Here is a 14,768-nt window from a genome sequence, read left to right on the forward strand (position 1 = left end):
TCCCACATTTGGAAAGTGGTTGGATTCAAAAGTGGGTAAAGGTCAGGCCCACTTTGTAGGTCGGGCCGTACTCTTCGTACTGGCCGTTGTAGCTGCGGTGGCCGGTGTAGACGAAGTACGACTCGTCCGTGAGGTTCTGGGCCTCGAAGCTGACTTGCAGGTTCTTGGTCAGCGAGTAACGCGCACTGAAATCGACGAAGGTCTGCGCATCCACATGCAGGTCGTGGGCTTTGTCGTTGATCGAGGCCAACTCATAGAGGTAGGCCGACTTGTAGTTGGCCGACAGGCGCAGGCTGAGTTTGTCGTCTTCCCAGCCGAGCATCAGGTTGCCGACGGTGTCCGACTGATTGGGCAGGCTGATGTTGCGTTTGCGATTCGTGCCGCTGGCGGCGTCGAAGCCTTCGATATCCGCACTGGAACGGCTGAAGGTGCTGTTGGCACCGATCAGCAGACCGTTCCACGGCGCGGGCAGCCAGTCGAATTTCTGCGAATAGGCCAGTTCCAGGCCGTAGAGCTTGGCGCTGTCGCCGTTGGCATAGGTGTGGGCCTCGGAGAAGTTGGCCCAGGCGCCGGTGCCGGCCACGTCGGTGTTGTAGACGAAGTTCTTGATGTCTTTGTAGAACACGAACGCCGACACGGTGCCGGCGCGGCCCATGAAGTGCTCGATGCCCAGGTCCAGGTTGCTCGACTCCAAGGGCTTGAGGTTCGGGTTGCCGAAGGTGGCTTCGTCATCGTCGATCACAAAGCCCGGCGCCAGTTGGCCGAAGGTCGGGCGCACCACGGATTTGGTCCACGCCGCACGCACCTGGGTGTTCTTGTCGATCTGGTAGCGCGCATGTAGGCCCGGCAACCAGTGGTGGTATTGGCGCTTGGTCTCGGTGGCAGTGAACACGCCATCGGTGGCGCCCGTGCCCTTGGCTTCGAACTCGGTGCCCTCGTAGCGCAGCCCGGCGATAAAGCGCCAGTCGTCGATATCGATGGTGTTCATCAGGTAGCCGGCGTTGATGTCTTCACGAATGGTGAAGTCGTTGACCCTGGATTCGGTCTCGTCGTAGAAATCCGCCGCGTTGAGGCTGCCGATCAACTGCTTGATGCTGCTGGCGCTGATGCCGGGGCCGTAGTTACCGAGGCGATAGTCGACGCTGCCCTTCTGGAACTGGGTCAGGTTGAGCTGGTCGGCGGTGTAGCCGAGGGTGTCGAAGTCCTTGTAGACCCAGGCCTCCAGATCGTTGTCCTTGTTACGGCGGCTGACCTTGCCGCCGAATTTGACCTGGGAGGCGTAGCCGCTCAGGTCGTAGTCGCGGGCCAGGTCCAGGCGCAGGTTTTTCTCGGTGTCCTTGGTGTTCTGTTTTTCCCAGTCGACCTTGTCGAGAGTGAAGTTGCTGGGGTCATAGAAGCCGGCACCGATGATCGGGCGTGGCTTGTCCTTGTCGTAGAAACCGCTGTTGGCAAAGTCGCCGCCGTCGAACGTGGCCCCGGCGATATGCGCCGGGCTGTCTTCGCTGGACTGGCTGTAGCCGGCCTGGCCGCTGAGCGTCCATAGGCCAAGCATGCGCTCGCCACCAAACACGTAGGACTGGATTTCCTGGGTTTCCTCCCGGTTCTTGAGCTTGCGCTTGGCTTCGGCATCGCCCAGTTCACCGGCGGCCTGGGGGTCGGCAAATTCGAGGCTGGTGGAGTTGCGGGTCTCGGTGTCCTTGTAGCGGCTGTAGAGGGTGCGCAGGTAGTAGCTGCTCAGATCATCGGGCTTGTAGTCGAAGTTCAGGCCACCGCCGGCGCGTTCGCGGCTGATGTCGTAGTCGCGCTGTTCAAACTCGTTGAGTTTAGCGCCGTCGGTGAAGTCCCAGGCGCCGCCGGTTTCGACGTTGTCCGAGCCGAAGTCGCGCTTCTGCCAGCTCAGGGCCGCAGCGACGCCGAAGTTGTCGATGCCGTCGCCGAGGCTGAAGCGATTGCTCGCGGCACCGGAAAATTTGGGGCTGGTCTGGCTCGTATTCTTGTCGTAGCTGGCTTCGGTACTGCCGGTGTAGAACAGGCCTTTGTGGTCGAAGGCCGACAGGCTTTGCACATCGACGGTGCCGCCGAGGGAGTTGGCGTCCATGTCCGGGGTGAGGGTCTTGATCACCGACAGCGATTGCACCAGTTCCGACGGCAATACATCGAGGGCCACGGCGCGGCGTGCGCTTTCCGGGGCGGGCACCAGGGTGCCGTTAATGGTCACGCTGTTGAGGTCCGGGCCAAGGCCACGCACGCTGACAAAACGGCCTTCGCCCTGGTCGCGCTCGACGCTGATACCGGGCAAACGCTGTACCGCTTCGGCGACGTTTTCATCCGGCAACTGGGCCACGCCATCGGCATGCACCACGCTCTTGATGCTGTCAGAGCTGCGCTGCTCTTTGAGCGCCTGATCAATGGCGGCGGCCTGGCCGACCACTTCAACGTGCTCGGTGGTGGTGGCCTCGGCCGCATTCAACCGTTCGCTGGCAATCGCCAGGGCCAAGGCGGTGAGCGTGAAGCTGACGAGCCCGGTGCGCTTGTACATGAAATCCTCCCCAAGAATCCGTTGGCGCCAGGCAAGTGGCCCGGCAACTGGGAGGGCAAGCTAGGGGTGGGGGATGACGGTTCTGTGACAGGGGTTGGCGGCGGGGCCCGTAAACCGGGGGTTTCAACGGGCTCTCGACTTGGAATGAGCTGAAATGACCTGTGGAGTTCAAATGTGGGAGGGGGCTTGCTGTGGTGAGCGGGCTTGCCCCGCGCTGGTCTGCGAAGCAGACCCAGAGGATCCTCAGTGAACCCGTCGGGGGGCAAGCCCCCTCACCACAGCAAGCCCCCTCCCACATTTTTCAATTTGCGGCGTAGGTGAGATGAGCTGATTCGACCCTCCTCCACCGTCACGCAACCGTCACATCCATCTGCTGTGCTGGCGCCCATCGCTTATTTCCCCAAGGACTCGCGGCCATGTTTTCCGTGCTCAAACCCCACCGCTGGAAACTCGCCTTGCTGCTGATCGCCGCCAACCTCGGGCTGATCCTGCACCTGGCCTGTGGCGAATTGAAAAGCGTCAGCGAGTGGGTTTGGCTGGACATCATCGGCGAAGGCGGTTCCGCCCTGCTCGCCCTGGTGTGGCTGGGCCTGGTGCTCAAAAGCCGGCCCGCCGGGCGCGTCACCAATTACCTGGCGTTGGGGCTGTCGTGCATCTTTTTCTCGTGGTGGATCGACAGCCTTGACGAGTTCATCCGCCTGCCCGACAGCATCACCTGGGACCACTGGCTCGAATCCGGGCCGATGCCGGTGGGCATGATCCTGCTGACCATCGGCATCTACCATTGGCACCGCGAACAACTGGCAATCAGCGCGCAGATGGAAAAACGCGAACGGCTGTTCCGCGAACATCGCCTGTTCGACAAGCTCACGCCCCTGGCCGGTGCCGATTACCTCAAGCGCCAACTCGCCGACAGCCTGCAGGACAGCCGCGAACAGCAGCAACCGCTGTCGTTGCTGGCGTTGGACCTGGATCACTTCGCCGGCATCAACCAGGCCTATGGGCATGCCGAGGGCGACGCGGTGCTCCAGGCCCTCAGCCATCTGTTGTTGCTCAACCTGCGTCGTCAGGATTTGCTGTGTCGACTGGCCGGCGACCGCTTTGTGGTGCTGCTGCCCAATACCGGCGAACGCCAGGCCAAGGAACTTGCCCTGGAGTTGCAGCACGCCGTGCGTGGCCTCGCCCACAAGACCCGGCAACAGGGCGAACGCCTGCAATTGTGCGCGACGACGGCGGTGGTGATGGCCCTCGACGAGCCGCCCCAGGACCTGCTCAAGCGCCTGAACCTGGCGCTGGCCAGGGCCAAGCAGCCTCTCGCGAAAAGCGCCTGAGATGGCGGTAAAAACCAACTGGTATGAGGCCGACAGCCGCTTCATCCCAGGACACAACCAACCCGCCACGCTGATCGACCTGGCCCTGTCCCGTGACATCGACAGCCACCGATTGCTGCGCGGCACCGGGCTGTTCCACGAGGATATCCTCGCCGGCACGGCGCGCTTGAGCCCGCAACAATTCCTGGCGCTGATCGGTAACAGTCGCAAGCTACTGGATGCCGATGACAGCAGCTTTCTGTTCGGCCAACGCTTGCTACCCGGCTATTACGGTGCGGCCAGCCATGCCTTGGGCCATGCCCAGAATCTGCATCAGGCGCTGGAGATCCTGATCCAGCAACAGGTGCTGCTCAGCCCCTTGGTCACCCTGCAACTGGAGCTGGATGAGCACCACGCCTACCTGTATTGGCTGGACAGTTGCGGGGCCGGCGAGCAGTGGCGGTTTTTGCTGGAGGCGAGCATGACGTCGCTGGTTGCCATGAGCCAATGGCTCAGCGGCGAGCGCTTGCCGTGGGTGTGCAGTTTCAGCCATGCCGAACCGCGGTATGTCGAACAGTATTGGGTGCACCTGGGCGAAGACACGCGCTTCGAGCGCCCACTGGACATGATGTGCATCCCCCGCGAGCACCTCACACGCGCCTGGCCGGGGGCTTCGGCCACCGCCGGCCAGGTTGCGCGCCGACAGGCCCGGGAACAGATCGAACAACTGGGATTTGCCGGCAGTTTTCTCGATTGCCTCTACGACTACCTGCGCGAGCAGGTGCGTCAGCCGCCGAGCCTGGAACAGGCGGCCCAGGCCTTTGCCATGAGCCCGGCGACCCTCAAGCGCAAGCTGCACAAACACGACACTGGCTTTCAGCAGCAAGTGGACCGGGTGCGCAAGCAGGTGGCGCTGCACCTGTACCAGGTCAAGGGCTATAGCAATGATGAAGTGGCGGCGTACCTGAACTTCAATGATGCGGCGAACTTTCGGCGCTCATTCAAGCGCTGGACCGGCAGTACGCCGAGCCTGATCCGCCAATTGTTCAACAGCCGCTAGCCAGGCGCTCGCGCAGGAACTCCACCAGCGCCTGCACCGGCCGTGAGCTTTGTCGATGCTGGGGATACACCGCCGACAGGGTCAGGGCTTCGGGGGCGAAGTCGTCGAGAATCGTGACCAGGCTACCGTCCTTCAAGGCGCCGCCGACGATAAAAGTCGGCAAGTAGGTGACGCCCAGGCCGGCAATGGCCGTGTCGCGTAACAGTTCACCGTTGTTGACCCGCATGCGGCCGCTGACGTTCAGCGCCTGCACTTTGCCCTTGAAACGCCATTGCACCTGGCGGCCGTGGCCGTAAGGCAGGCAGTCGTGTTGAGCCAGGTCGTCGGGTTGCACGGGAGTGCCGCGCAGGGCCAGGTAGTCGGGGCTGGCGCAATACACCCGCTGGATGCTGGCGATACGGCGGGCAATCAGAGTGGAATCTTCCAGGGTGCCGATCCGCAGCACCAGGTCGTAGCCTTCACCGATCAGGTCCACGGGGCGGTCGCTGAGGTCGACTTCCACCGACACTTGGGGATGGCGCTGCAAGAACAACGGCAACAGGCAACCCAGGTGAGCCATGGCAAATGACAACGGCGCGCTGAGGCGAATGGTGCCCCGTGGCTCGCTGTTCTGACCGGCGATGCCCTGCTCCACTTGCTCGACTTCACCGAGCAGGCGCAAAGCGGATTCGTAGTAGCTCTGGCCGAGCGGCGTGACATCCAGCCGGCGCGTGGAGCGGTTGAGCAGACGCACGCCGAGGCGATCTTCCAGCTGGATCAGGCGGCGGCTGACGAACTGCTTGGACAGGCCCAGCTGTTCGGCGGCGGCGGTGAAGCTGCCGGATTCCATGACCTGACAGAACAGGCGCATGTCTTCGAAGGGGTTCATTGTCGCTTCTCGGTAGACGATGGGCTGATTTATAACTGGATGGTCGCAACACCACAAATCAAATGTGGGAGGGGGCTTGCCCCCGATAGCAGTGGATCAGTCAAAAATATTCAGACTGACACACCGCAATCGGGGGCAAGCCCCCTCCCACAAGGGATTACCTACAGGCTTGAGAGCAGGTTACTTGGTAGTGAATGCCGAGTAGCTGTTCATCAGGTTGCGATAGTTGGGGATACGCGGCGACAGCAGGTTGGCCAGGCCTTCCATGTCGTTGCGCCAGTCCACTTGCAACTCGCAAGCCACGGAGAACCAGTTCACCAGCTGCGCACCGGCGGCAGTCATGCGTGCCCAAGCGGCCTGTTGCACGGTTTCGTTGAAGGTGCCGGAAGCATCGGTGACCACGAATACCTCGAAGCCTTCATCAAGGGCGCACAAGGTCGGGAACGCTACGCACACGTCCGTCACCACACCGGCAATGATGATCTGCTTGCGGCCGGTGGCCTTGACGGCTTTGACGAAGTCTTCGTTGTCCCAGGCGTTGATCTGGCCTGGACGCGGGATGTACGGCGCGTCCGGGAACAGTTCTTTCAACTCAGGTACCAGCGGACCGTTGGGGCCGCTTTCAAAGCTGGTGGTGAGGATGGTCGGCAGGTTGAAGAACTTGGCCACGTCGGCCAGGGCCAGCACGTTGTTCTTGAATTCGTTGGGGGAGAAATCCTGGACCAGGGAGATCAGGCCCGTCTGGTGATCGACCAACAGGACAACGGCATCATCTTTGTTCAAGCGTTTGTAAGTCATGGGTTAACTCCTTCGGGGGTTTTAAAAGGCAAAACACGAGCAGCCAAACGCACCCCAGAAACCCTGGAAGTCGCTGACCGGCACACTGGAAAGACGGGCTTTTTCATGGCTGTGGGAATGCACGCCGCAAGGGCCGCTGCATTGGTGAACCTGGGCCTGGAGCGGTGAAGTCGGACGCCAGTGACCCGGCACCTTGACCACCGGCGACCAGTCCGGCAGCACCGGCACACGCGGCGGGGCGAAATCTTCGAAGTCGCCGGCGCCGTACACCACCTTGCCGCCGACTACGGTGAGCACCGACTCGATCCACTTGATGGCTTCTTCATCGACACTGAAAAAATCCGCCGACAGCGCGGCGACGTCCGCCAATTGGCCGACCTTGATCTGGCCTTTCTTGCCCTGCTCGGACGAGAACCAGGCGCTGCCGTGGGTGAACAGTTCCAGGGCAGTGAGACGCGGCAGGCCTTCGGCGTGCAGCTCCAGACCACCGACGGTGCGGCCGCTGACCATCCAGTACAGCGAAGTCCACGGGTTATAGCTGGACACCCGCGTGGCGTCAGTGCCCGCGCCTACCGGCACGCCTTCGGCAAGCATGCGCTTGATCGGTGGCGTGGCTTCGGCGGCCTTGGCGCCGTAGCGCTCGACAAAATACTCACCCTGGAACGCCATGCGGTCTTGGATCGCAATGCCGCCGCCCAGGGCGCGCACACGCTCGATGTTTTTCGGGGTGATGGTTTCGGCGTGGTCGAAGAACCACGGCAGGCCATTGAATGGGATGTCGCGGTTGACCTTTTCGAACACGTCGAGCATGCGCGAGATGGACTCGTCGTAGGTGGCATGCAGGCGGAACGGCCAGCGCTGCTCCACCAAGTGGCGCACCACCGGCTCAAGCTCCTGCTCCATGGTCAGCGGCAGGTCCGGACGCGGCTCCAGGAAGTCTTCGAAATCCGCCGCCGAGAACACCAGCATCTCGCCCGCGCCGTTGTGGCGCAGGTAGTCGTCGCCCTGGTGCAGGGTGACGCTGCCGGTCCAATGCTTGAAGTCGCTGAGTTCTTCCTTGGGCTTTTGGGTGAACAGGTTGTAGGCGATGCGCACCGTCAGCTGTTCATCCTTGGCCAGTTGCTCGATCACCGCGTAGTCATCGGGATAGTTCTGGAAGCCACCGCCAGCGTCGATCGCGCTGGTGAGACCGAGGCGATTGAGTTCACGCATGAACTGGCGCGTGGAGTTGACCTGGTATTCCAACGGCAGTTTCGGGCCTTTGGCCAGGGTCGAATACAGAATCATCGCGTTGGGCCGCGCCACCAGCATGCCGGTGGGGTTGCCGTGGCTGTCGCGTACGATCTCGCCGCCCGGCGGGTTCGGCGTGTCCTTGGTGTAGCCGGCCACGCGCAGGGCGGCGCGGTTAAGCAAGGCGCGGTCGTACAGGTGCAGTACAAACACCGGGGTGTCCGGCGCAGCCTGGTTGAGCTCTTCCAGGGTTGGCATGCGTTTTTCGGCGAACTGGAATTCGTTCCAGCCACCCACCACGCGCACCCATTGCGGCGTCGGCGTGCGGTCGGCCTGGTCCTTGAGCATGCGCAGGGCATCGGCCAGCGACGGCACGCCTTCCCAGCGCAGTTCGAGGTTGTAGTTCAGCCCGCCACGGATCAGGTGCAGGTGCGAGTCGTTAAGGCCGGGAATCACGGTGCGGCCCTTGAGGTCGATGACCTGGGTACCGCTGCCACGCAGGGCCATGGCTTCACCGTCGGTGCCAACGGCGACGAACCGGCCCTGATGGATGGCGACGGCGGTTGCGCGTGGGTTTTCCCGGTCCACGGTGTGGAACTGGCCATTGAACAGAATCAGATCGGCGTTCATAGGGTTTCCTTTACAGAGGCTTCAAGCCAGGGGGCGAACAGGCGGGTGGCCGCCGGCATCAGCAGGTACACCACCAGCAGCACGATGGTCAGGGTGACCAGGAACGTGGCGACCACATAGTTGGAGAGGAACGGGTGCAGGCGCAGGATCGGGCCCCACACGATGGGTACCAGCAGGGTCAGCGGCAGAATCACAAACAGGGTGACCACTGCCTGTTTCCAGCGCGGCGGCTTGGCGGCGCTGTCGGCCAGGGGCGCGAACCAGAATTCGTTGACCGCACCGATCTCGGTCTTGTCGCCGTCGGCCAGCATCGGCGCGGCTTCGGCGATCAGGGCCTTGCGCTCGGAGGAGTCGAGCCAAGTTTCCAGGTCATCGGTGGAGCGGTAGCGCAAAACGCAGGTGAACAGCGCCAGGTTGTTCTGTTTGCTGCGTACCACGTCGACACCCAAGTGCCCCGGGCGCTCGCCGGCGATGCGCACGATGCGGCGCAGCCAGGCTTCGTAATCGGCTTCCTGGCCTTGCTTGATCAGGTGTTTGACGACCAGGGTGACGACTTCGTCGGGCCCCGTCTGTGGTGCTGGGTCCATGGTGTGCCCCTCTGCCTTGAAATGTCAGCGATGAGGGGAGTGTGCCGGGGACAGGGGACGGAAAATTGGATGTACGTGCTGTTTAGGTCACCAGCCTTCTTTCAACATGCGCAACTCCAGGTGCTGCAACAGCATGATGGTCTTGCCGTCGGCTATCTCGCCGCTCTGCACCATTGCCAGGGCCCGTTCGAAGCCCAGTTCCAGCACCTCGATGTCCTCGCCCTCCTCTTCCAGGCCACCGCCGCCACTCACACGATCTCCTGGCTGGTATTCGCCGATGAAAAAATGAATCCGCTCGGTGACCGAGCCAGGGCTCATGAACGCCGCATAGACCTTCTCCACCTGCCCGACGCGGTAGCCGGTCTCTTCCTCGGCTTCCAGGCGAATGCGCTCTTCGGGGCTGGCATTGTCCAGCAGCCCTGCCGCCGCTTCGATCAGGTAACCGTGGTAGTCATTGACGAAGGTGGGCATGCGGAATTGGCGAATCAGCAACACGCTACGTTGCACGCGGTTGTACAGCAGGATGGTCGCGCCATTGCCACGGTCGTAGACCTCGCGGGTCTGGGCTTGCCAACTGCCGTCGCGGCGGCGCAGGTCGAAGCTGTATTTTTTCAGCAGGTACCAGTTGTCCGAGAGAGTCTCTTCGGCGGTGATGCGCACGGGGCTGTTGTCCATGGTCGGTCCTTGGCTCAAAGAAGGAAGCCATTGTCAGCGCTGTAACACTTTGCAAGCAATCGCTATGCGCGGCCGTCGAATTAATGCCTGCTTGTGCAGGCCATCTGTTAAAAACGCTGCTTCACCTTTGCCCTGGAACCTTCATGCCCTCTCGTTTTATGTCGCGCCTGAGCCTGCGCTGGTTGCCCATGCTGTGCATGGCGCTGTTGATCATTGGCCTGCCGGTGGGCTGCAGCGTGCTGCAACACAAGGAGCGCGAGCTGGTGTTTCGCATCGAGCCGGGTACCGCCAGTTGGTACAGCGGCTTGCCCAAGGCGGTGCAGGAATTCGAACTCAAGCCCGCCAGCTTCAAGTCCGGGCAAAACATTCATGGCTGGTGGTACCCGGCGGACAAGCAGGACGCGCCCGCGATCCTCTACCTGCACGGCGTGCGCTGGAACCTCACCGGGCAGTTGTTTCGCATCGAGCAATTACATGCACTCGGTTATTCAGTGCTGGCCATCGACTATCGCGGCTTTGGCCAAAGCCACGGCGAGCTGCCGTCGGAAACCACGGTGTACCAAGACGCGCGCATCGCCTGGGAGCGCTTCCAGCTGCTGCAACCTGACCCGAGCAAGCGCCTGATATACGGGCATTCCCTCGGGGGCGCGGTCGCCATCGACCTGGCCGCCGAGCTGGGCAAGCAAACGCCGCTGCCGGTGCGCGGCCTGGTGATCGAGTCCACCTTCACCTCCCTCGCGGACGTCGCCACGGCGGTGGCAAACACGTCATTGCCGGTGCGCTGGTTGCTGTCGCAAAAATTTGATTCCATCGACAAGATCGCCGACATCCATATGCCATTGCTGGTGGTGCATGGCCTGGACGACCGCTACGTGCCGCCGCGCTTCAGCCAGCAACTGTTTGAAGCCGCCCAGGAGCCCAAGCGGCTGTTGTTGGTGCCGGGCGCCAGCCATAACAACAGCATGAGCCTGGCCGGTCGCAGTTATCGCCAGGCACTCGACAACCTGATGCAGGCCAGGATGCCGCCCCAGGTTGTCACGCACTCCACAGGGCGCGACGGCGACTCATAAAAGCGCTTTTCGGCACTGGGTTGGCGCTTGGCTGTCAAGCGCCAACCCTGCCCATACTGGGCCTCGCTGAAAGTTGATCAAATATTGACCGTGGGCCAAATCGCCATACCCGCTGGGGTCTTGCAAAGTTATCCACAGAGATACCCACGGTTTTCGTGGACAACTCTTTTCGTATTTTTACGATTTATTTGCTCAGGCAATGAGTTCTGGAAAGGTCCCCGGCAGCAAAATCCCACGGTTCACATCGCGTATATCGTTATAGCCACACAGCGCCATCGACACGTCCAATTCACGGGCAATGAGTCAAGTGCCTTGGTATTGCGTTTATAGGGGCGGGCGATTAATCTCGCAAAAACCCGCAGAAAAGCGCACAAACATGCACGACGCCCATCACCCCATCGACTTGCCTTCCCTGCGCAAGCAGAAAATCCTGTTGCTGCTGGAACGTGACGGCAAAGTCACCGCCTCGGAACTGGTGGAGCACTTTGCCGTGTCCCAGGACACCATCCGCCGCGACCTCGGCGAACTGGCCGCCGCCGGCCTGCTGCAGCGCGTGCACGGCGGCGCCCTGCCCCGGCCCAAAGACACAGGCAAAGATTTTTTCACGCGGGTCGGCGAGACCAATGATGCCAAGCGCCAACTCGCGCAATGGGCGGCTGGCCGAGTGGAAGACGGCCAGATTGTGCTGTTCGACTCCGGCTCGACCACGCTACAGATCGCCCAGTCATTGCCGCGGGCGATCCACCTGACGGTGGTCACGGCGTCGCCCATGATCGCCATCGCCTTGGCCGATCATCCCCATGTAAAAGTGATTCTGGCCGGCGGTCAACTCAACCCGGCCACGCTGTCCACCGGTGGGCACGAGGCCGTGCGTCTGATCCAGAGCATCAAGGCCGACCTGTTGTTCACCGGCGTATGCGCGTTGCATCCACAGGTGGGCATCAGTTCGGTGCATTTTGATGAAGTGGTGGTCAAGCAAGCCTTGCTCGACAGCGCTTCCCAGGTTGTCGCCGTGACCATGGCGGACAAACTCGGTGCGGTGGAGCCGTTCGTAGTGGCGCCCTGCAGTCGGATTCACACGTTGATTACCGAATGGCACGTGCCAAATATGGAGGCGTATGAGCAGTTAGGGCTGGAGGTGTTGCGGGTTGAGGTCGAGTAGGTACAGGGCGCCGGCCAGTGCTCGCGCGGCAAGCTCCAACCGGCACAACCGAGGTACAACGATGCCGTCAAAACAGCACCGCCGCCGCGTCGCGCATGAAAATCTCGATAGTCTTGGGGCCTACGCCATCGAACTCGGCCAAGCGTTTTTCAAACGCCTGACGGTCGGCGCTGGCGCGGCGGATGTGGGTGATCTTGCCGGCATACTCGGCGTTCAGTTTCGCGCTGAGGTCCAGCAGGCGCTGCGCAGTGGATTCGTCGTAGCGAACGTAATGGGCACGCCCCAGCATTGCCACCAGCTCCCGCGACGTACAGTGCTGCAACTTGCGCGCGGTGTCGCGCCCCTGCTCTTCCACAATCTCCCTGTAGGCCTGTGCCGCGATGGGTGCCTGGATGCGCTTGCCCATCAGGAAGCTGGCGATAAACCACTTGAACAAGCCGCTGTCGTCGTCAGGCTTGAGTTCGATCCCCAATTCAGAGGCGGTAATGGCGCGCGCCATGATTATTGACCCGGTTTGCGCTCAGCCTTGACGGCTGGGTCTGCGCATGTGCGGACATCTTGCGAACTGAGACGGTCGAGAGTTTTACGAGCGGCCACGGTATCTCTCCAGGCAATGGTGGGAGTACGAAAAGTCGCCTCCTTTGTGAAGCAGAGCCCTGGGTGTTTTGATAGTTCAAGGAAATTGCCGCGCAGAAATCGACGCAAAAAAATTTAAACCTTTCGCCCAGGCGCGCCCTCAACAGTCAGGTATCTGCAACGTTGAAAGGGCCAGGAATCCACCGGCCACAACCCTTCTACCCAGGAGACAATCGACCATGAGCGCGCAACTCAACGGCAAGAAAATCCTCATCATCACCTCCAACACCGGCATCGAGCGCGACGAGTTGCTCAAGCCGCTGGATGCGCTGCGCGGTTTTGGCGCGACGGTGACCCATGCATCCAGCAAAGGTGGCACCACCCAGACGTTTGTCGGCGATACCGAAAAGGACAGGACCGTGGAATCCGACGTGCAACTGTCGGATGTCCAGAGCAGTGATTTTGATGCGCTGGTGATCCCTGGCGGCACCGTCAACGCCGACACCCTGCGCCAGGACGCAGCGGCGCTGCGCTTGATCAAGAGTTTCGCCGACGCCGGCAAGACCATAGCGGCCATCTGTCACGGGCCCTGGACGCTGATCGACGCGGGCGTGATCAAAGGCAAGACCCTGACCTCCTATAAAAGCGTACGCATCGACCTGGAAAACGCCGGCGCCGCCGGTTGGGTCGACGCCGAGGTCAAGCAATGCAACGCCAATGGCTGGACCTTGATCACCTCCCGGACCCCGGACGATCTGCCGGCGTTCAATGAAGCAATTGCCACGGCGCTGGCCGGCTGATAATCGCCGTCTGAACGTAAACAGGCGCCCCGCGGGGCGCCTGTTTGCTGATCGCTCAAAGCATCAGCTCTTGCGGTGTTCCGGCATCTCGCGCTTGGGTCCGAACATCGCCCACGCAATCAGGCCCAACAACGGCACAAAGATCAGAATGACCAGCCACAACCCCTTGGTCTCCCAGCCACTGGTGCTGCGTAATACGACATTGATCGCCCACAGTTCCAAGAGCAGCAGAATCACCGCCAAACCGATCCAGACATAATGCATTTCCATGATTCACCTCCTGAGGTCTATGGGTTAGGTCAAGCATTCGCGCCAAGGGTTCCATCGGAATTACGCCAGTGCGCTCTCGCCCAATGATTGCGGCACATGCCGAGTCGCCAGCATCTGCCCGTCGCGCGCGATGGAGGCGGGTTTAATGCAATCCGGTTAGCGGCCGACCATGCAAGCTGCACGACAGAGGCTTTTCAAAGTCGATCTCAACCTGTTGATTCAAATGACTTTTGACCTATCGTCGAGGATGGTCTGAGTTATGCAATTTCCTACCAGACGAAGCGCGCACTTCGACGCGCCCGAACCCTGTCTGTGAGGTTTCATCATGAATGCCATCGACCTGCTTAAAGCCGACCATGAACGTGTCAAAGCGCTGTTGACCCAACTGAGTGAGTCCACCGAGCGCGGGGTTAAAAAACGTACCGAGCTGTTGGCTAAACTCGAAATGGAAATCAGCCTGCACACCCGGCTTGAGGAAGAGATTCTGTACCCGGCCTTCCGTAAAGCCGGCGGCAAGGAGCAGGACATCATGTACCACGAAGCCAAGGAAGAGCATCGCACCGTCGACTCCCTGGTGCTGCCTGACTTGAAGCAGACGGAGCCGTCCACCACCGAGTTTTCCGGTCGGGTGAAGGTGGTCAAGGAACTGCTGGAACATCACATCGAAGAAGAGGAAACCGAGATGTTTCCTCAGGCGAAAAAACTGCTGGGCAAGGCCCTTCTGGAAGAACTGGGTGCACAAATGCAAGCCATGAAGGCCGCGCACAAGAAGGCGACGGCAGCCAAGCCAATGGCTGCGTAATGCCTCGGTCGGCCCGTGGACACGTCCACGGCTGTGTTCGATGAATCAAGAGGATTGAATCATGACGAATAGACAAGGGATCGTGCTTGCACTCTGCCTGGCAGCCCTGTCAGGCCAGCCCGTAACGGCCGCATTCGGCGACAACCCGACACCGGCCGCCGCGGCTGTTGCAGACGACGGCGCTGCAGGCTCTGCACTGCCGCCCGGCACTTACCCGAGCAGCCCGGCCGACAGTGGCAAAGCCGTCAAGCAACCGGACAAGACCCCCAAGCCTGATGAGGAAGATAAAGACAAAGGTCGCCAGGAAAAACCACGTACCGGCAGTTGATAGCTCATCAGTAATCGGCAGCACGGCGAGCGTGCGCTGTTCCAGCCCGCGCCCGTCACGATG

General features: G+C 61.3%; 15 protein-coding genes and 1 pseudogene. 7 read left to right on the plus strand and 9 right to left on the minus strand.

What is annotated here, in order from left to right:
* Positions 1–25 precede the first annotated feature (25 nt).
* Positions 26–2,539: a TonB-dependent receptor gene (locus AOA60_RS26685; RefSeq protein WP_099586883.1), complete on the minus strand. Its 2,514-nt coding sequence runs from the start codon at positions 2,537–2,539 to the stop codon at positions 26–28.
* Positions 2,540–2,955: 416 nt separating this feature from the next.
* On the opposite strand from AOA60_RS26685, the gene AOA60_RS26690 reads away from it, so the two are divergent.
* Together AOA60_RS26690 and AOA60_RS26695 are read left to right on the plus strand one after the other, a co-directional pair.
* The gene (locus AOA60_RS26690) at positions 2,956–3,870 is read left to right on the plus strand and encodes a GGDEF domain-containing protein (RefSeq protein ID WP_099586884.1); all 915 of its coding nucleotides are present in this window, start codon (positions 2,956–2,958) and stop codon (positions 3,868–3,870) included.
* 1 nt (position 3,871) lies between these two features.
* On the plus strand, positions 3,872–4,909 hold the full coding sequence (locus AOA60_RS26695; protein ID WP_099586885.1) for an AraC family transcriptional regulator: 1,038 nt from the start codon (positions 3,872–3,874) through the stop codon (positions 4,907–4,909).
* On the opposite strand, the gene AOA60_RS26700 is transcribed toward AOA60_RS26695, so the two are convergent.
* The 5 genes from AOA60_RS26700 to AOA60_RS26720 all read right to left on the minus strand — a co-directional run bounded on the left by AOA60_RS26700 (position 4,896) and on the right by AOA60_RS26720 (position 9,697).
* Positions 4,896–5,777 (minus strand): LysR family transcriptional regulator, encoded by an 882-nt coding sequence (locus AOA60_RS26700; protein WP_099586886.1) that lies wholly within the window; start codon positions 5,775–5,777, stop codon positions 4,896–4,898. The genes AOA60_RS26695 and AOA60_RS26700 overlap by 14 nt on opposite strands.
* Before the next feature lie 180 nt (positions 5,778–5,957).
* A complete protein-coding gene (gene ycaC / locus AOA60_RS26705; RefSeq protein ID WP_095015792.1) occupies positions 5,958–6,575 on the minus strand; it encodes an isochorismate family cysteine hydrolase YcaC in 618 nt (205 codons plus the stop codon).
* A gap of 21 nt (positions 6,576–6,596) precedes the next feature.
* Complete coding sequence (locus AOA60_RS26710) at positions 6,597–8,435, minus strand: amidohydrolase (RefSeq protein WP_099586887.1); 1,839 nt, start codon at positions 8,433–8,435, stop codon at positions 6,597–6,599.
* Positions 8,432–9,022 (minus strand): antibiotic biosynthesis monooxygenase, encoded by a 591-nt coding sequence (locus tag AOA60_RS26715; RefSeq protein ID WP_099586888.1) that lies wholly within the window; start codon positions 9,020–9,022, stop codon positions 8,432–8,434. The genes AOA60_RS26710 and AOA60_RS26715 overlap by 4 nt, the downstream gene beginning before the upstream one ends.
* A gap of 87 nt (positions 9,023–9,109) precedes the next feature.
* Positions 9,110–9,697, minus strand: a complete 588-nt coding sequence (locus AOA60_RS26720; RefSeq protein WP_099586889.1) for an NUDIX domain-containing protein — start codon at positions 9,695–9,697, stop codon at positions 9,110–9,112.
* A gap of 143 nt (positions 9,698–9,840) precedes the next feature.
* Between AOA60_RS26720 and AOA60_RS26725 the strand changes: the two genes are divergently transcribed.
* Positions 9,841–10,767, plus strand: a complete 927-nt coding sequence (locus tag AOA60_RS26725) for an alpha/beta hydrolase (RefSeq protein WP_099586890.1) — start codon at positions 9,841–9,843, stop codon at positions 10,765–10,767.
* 192 nt (positions 10,768–10,959) lie between these two features.
* On the opposite strand, the pseudogene AOA60_RS34185 reads toward AOA60_RS26725, so the two are convergent.
* Positions 10,960–11,084 (minus strand): annotated as a pseudogene (locus AOA60_RS34185) (L-lactate dehydrogenase); the annotation flags it as partial.
* Positions 11,085–11,143: 59 nt separating this feature from the next.
* On the opposite strand from AOA60_RS34185, the gene AOA60_RS26735 reads away from it, so the two are divergent.
* A complete protein-coding gene (locus tag AOA60_RS26735) occupies positions 11,144–11,929 on the plus strand; it encodes a DeoR/GlpR family DNA-binding transcription regulator (protein ID WP_099586891.1) in 786 nt (261 codons plus the stop codon).
* A gap of 67 nt (positions 11,930–11,996) precedes the next feature.
* Here the strand turns inward: AOA60_RS26735 and AOA60_RS26740 are convergent, their stop codons facing one another.
* Positions 11,997–12,428 (minus strand): DNA methylase, encoded by a 432-nt coding sequence (locus tag AOA60_RS26740; RefSeq protein WP_099586892.1) that lies wholly within the window; start codon positions 12,426–12,428, stop codon positions 11,997–11,999.
* 316 nt (positions 12,429–12,744) lie between these two features.
* Here AOA60_RS26740 and AOA60_RS26745 point away from each other — a divergent pair, with 316 nt between their 5' ends.
* Positions 12,745–13,305: a type 1 glutamine amidotransferase domain-containing protein gene (locus AOA60_RS26745; RefSeq protein ID WP_099586893.1), complete on the plus strand. Its 561-nt coding sequence runs from the start codon at positions 12,745–12,747 to the stop codon at positions 13,303–13,305.
* 63 nt (positions 13,306–13,368) lie between these two features.
* Here AOA60_RS26745 and AOA60_RS26750 read toward each other — a convergent pair whose 3' ends face one another.
* Positions 13,369–13,575, minus strand: coding sequence for a PLD nuclease N-terminal domain-containing protein (locus AOA60_RS26750; protein WP_099586894.1), 207 nt, complete (start codon positions 13,573–13,575; stop codon positions 13,369–13,371).
* Between the two features lie 325 nt (positions 13,576–13,900).
* Here AOA60_RS26750 and AOA60_RS26755 point away from each other — a divergent pair, with 325 nt between their 5' ends.
* Positions 13,901–14,377 (plus strand): hemerythrin domain-containing protein, encoded by a 477-nt coding sequence (locus tag AOA60_RS26755; protein WP_099586895.1) that lies wholly within the window; start codon positions 13,901–13,903, stop codon positions 14,375–14,377.
* Between the two features lie 61 nt (positions 14,378–14,438).
* Complete coding sequence (locus AOA60_RS26760; RefSeq protein ID WP_099586896.1) at positions 14,439–14,705, plus strand: hypothetical protein; 267 nt, start codon at positions 14,439–14,441, stop codon at positions 14,703–14,705.
* The last annotated feature ends 63 nt before the right edge of the window (positions 14,706–14,768 follow it).

It is taken from the genome of Pseudomonas sp. 2822-17, from assembly GCF_002742485.1.
GTDB lineage: Bacteria > Pseudomonadota > Gammaproteobacteria > Pseudomonadales > Pseudomonadaceae > Aquipseudomonas > Aquipseudomonas cyclaminis.

Excerpts from the sequence above, each read along its gene's own strand:
- AOA60_RS26755 (WP_099586895.1), top strand. The coding sequence starts at position 13,901 with ATGAATGCCATCGACCTGCTTAAAGCCGACCATGAACGTGTCAAAGCG.
- AOA60_RS26715 (WP_099586888.1), bottom strand. The coding sequence starts at position 9,022 with ATGGACCCAGCACCACAGACGGGGCCCGACGAAGTCGTCACCCTGGTC.
- AOA60_RS26725 (WP_099586890.1), top strand. The coding sequence starts at position 9,841 with ATGCCCTCTCGTTTTATGTCGCGCCTGAGCCTGCGCTGGTTGCCCATG.
- AOA60_RS26710 (WP_099586887.1), bottom strand. The coding sequence starts at position 8,435 with ATGAACGCCGATCTGATTCTGTTCAATGGCCAGTTCCACACCGTGGAC.
- AOA60_RS26690 (WP_099586884.1), top strand. The coding sequence starts at position 2,956 with ATGTTTTCCGTGCTCAAACCCCACCGCTGGAAACTCGCCTTGCTGCTG.
- AOA60_RS26750 (WP_099586894.1), bottom strand. The coding sequence starts at position 13,575 with ATGGAAATGCATTATGTCTGGATCGGTTTGGCGGTGATTCTGCTGCTC.
- AOA60_RS26745 (WP_099586893.1), top strand. The coding sequence starts at position 12,745 with ATGAGCGCGCAACTCAACGGCAAGAAAATCCTCATCATCACCTCCAAC.
- AOA60_RS26760 (WP_099586896.1), top strand. The coding sequence starts at position 14,439 with ATGACGAATAGACAAGGGATCGTGCTTGCACTCTGCCTGGCAGCCCTG.
- AOA60_RS26695 (WP_099586885.1), top strand. The coding sequence starts at position 3,872 with ATGGCGGTAAAAACCAACTGGTATGAGGCCGACAGCCGCTTCATCCCA.
- ycaC (WP_095015792.1), bottom strand. The coding sequence starts at position 6,575 with ATGACTTACAAACGCTTGAACAAAGATGATGCCGTTGTCCTGTTGGTC.
- AOA60_RS26700 (WP_099586886.1), bottom strand. The coding sequence starts at position 5,777 with ATGAACCCCTTCGAAGACATGCGCCTGTTCTGTCAGGTCATGGAATCC.
- AOA60_RS26740 (WP_099586892.1), bottom strand. The coding sequence starts at position 12,428 with ATGGCGCGCGCCATTACCGCCTCTGAATTGGGGATCGAACTCAAGCCT.
- AOA60_RS26735 (WP_099586891.1), top strand. The coding sequence starts at position 11,144 with ATGCACGACGCCCATCACCCCATCGACTTGCCTTCCCTGCGCAAGCAG.
- AOA60_RS26685 (WP_099586883.1), bottom strand. The coding sequence starts at position 2,539 with ATGTACAAGCGCACCGGGCTCGTCAGCTTCACGCTCACCGCCTTGGCC.
- AOA60_RS26720 (WP_099586889.1), bottom strand. The coding sequence starts at position 9,697 with ATGGACAACAGCCCCGTGCGCATCACCGCCGAAGAGACTCTCTCGGAC.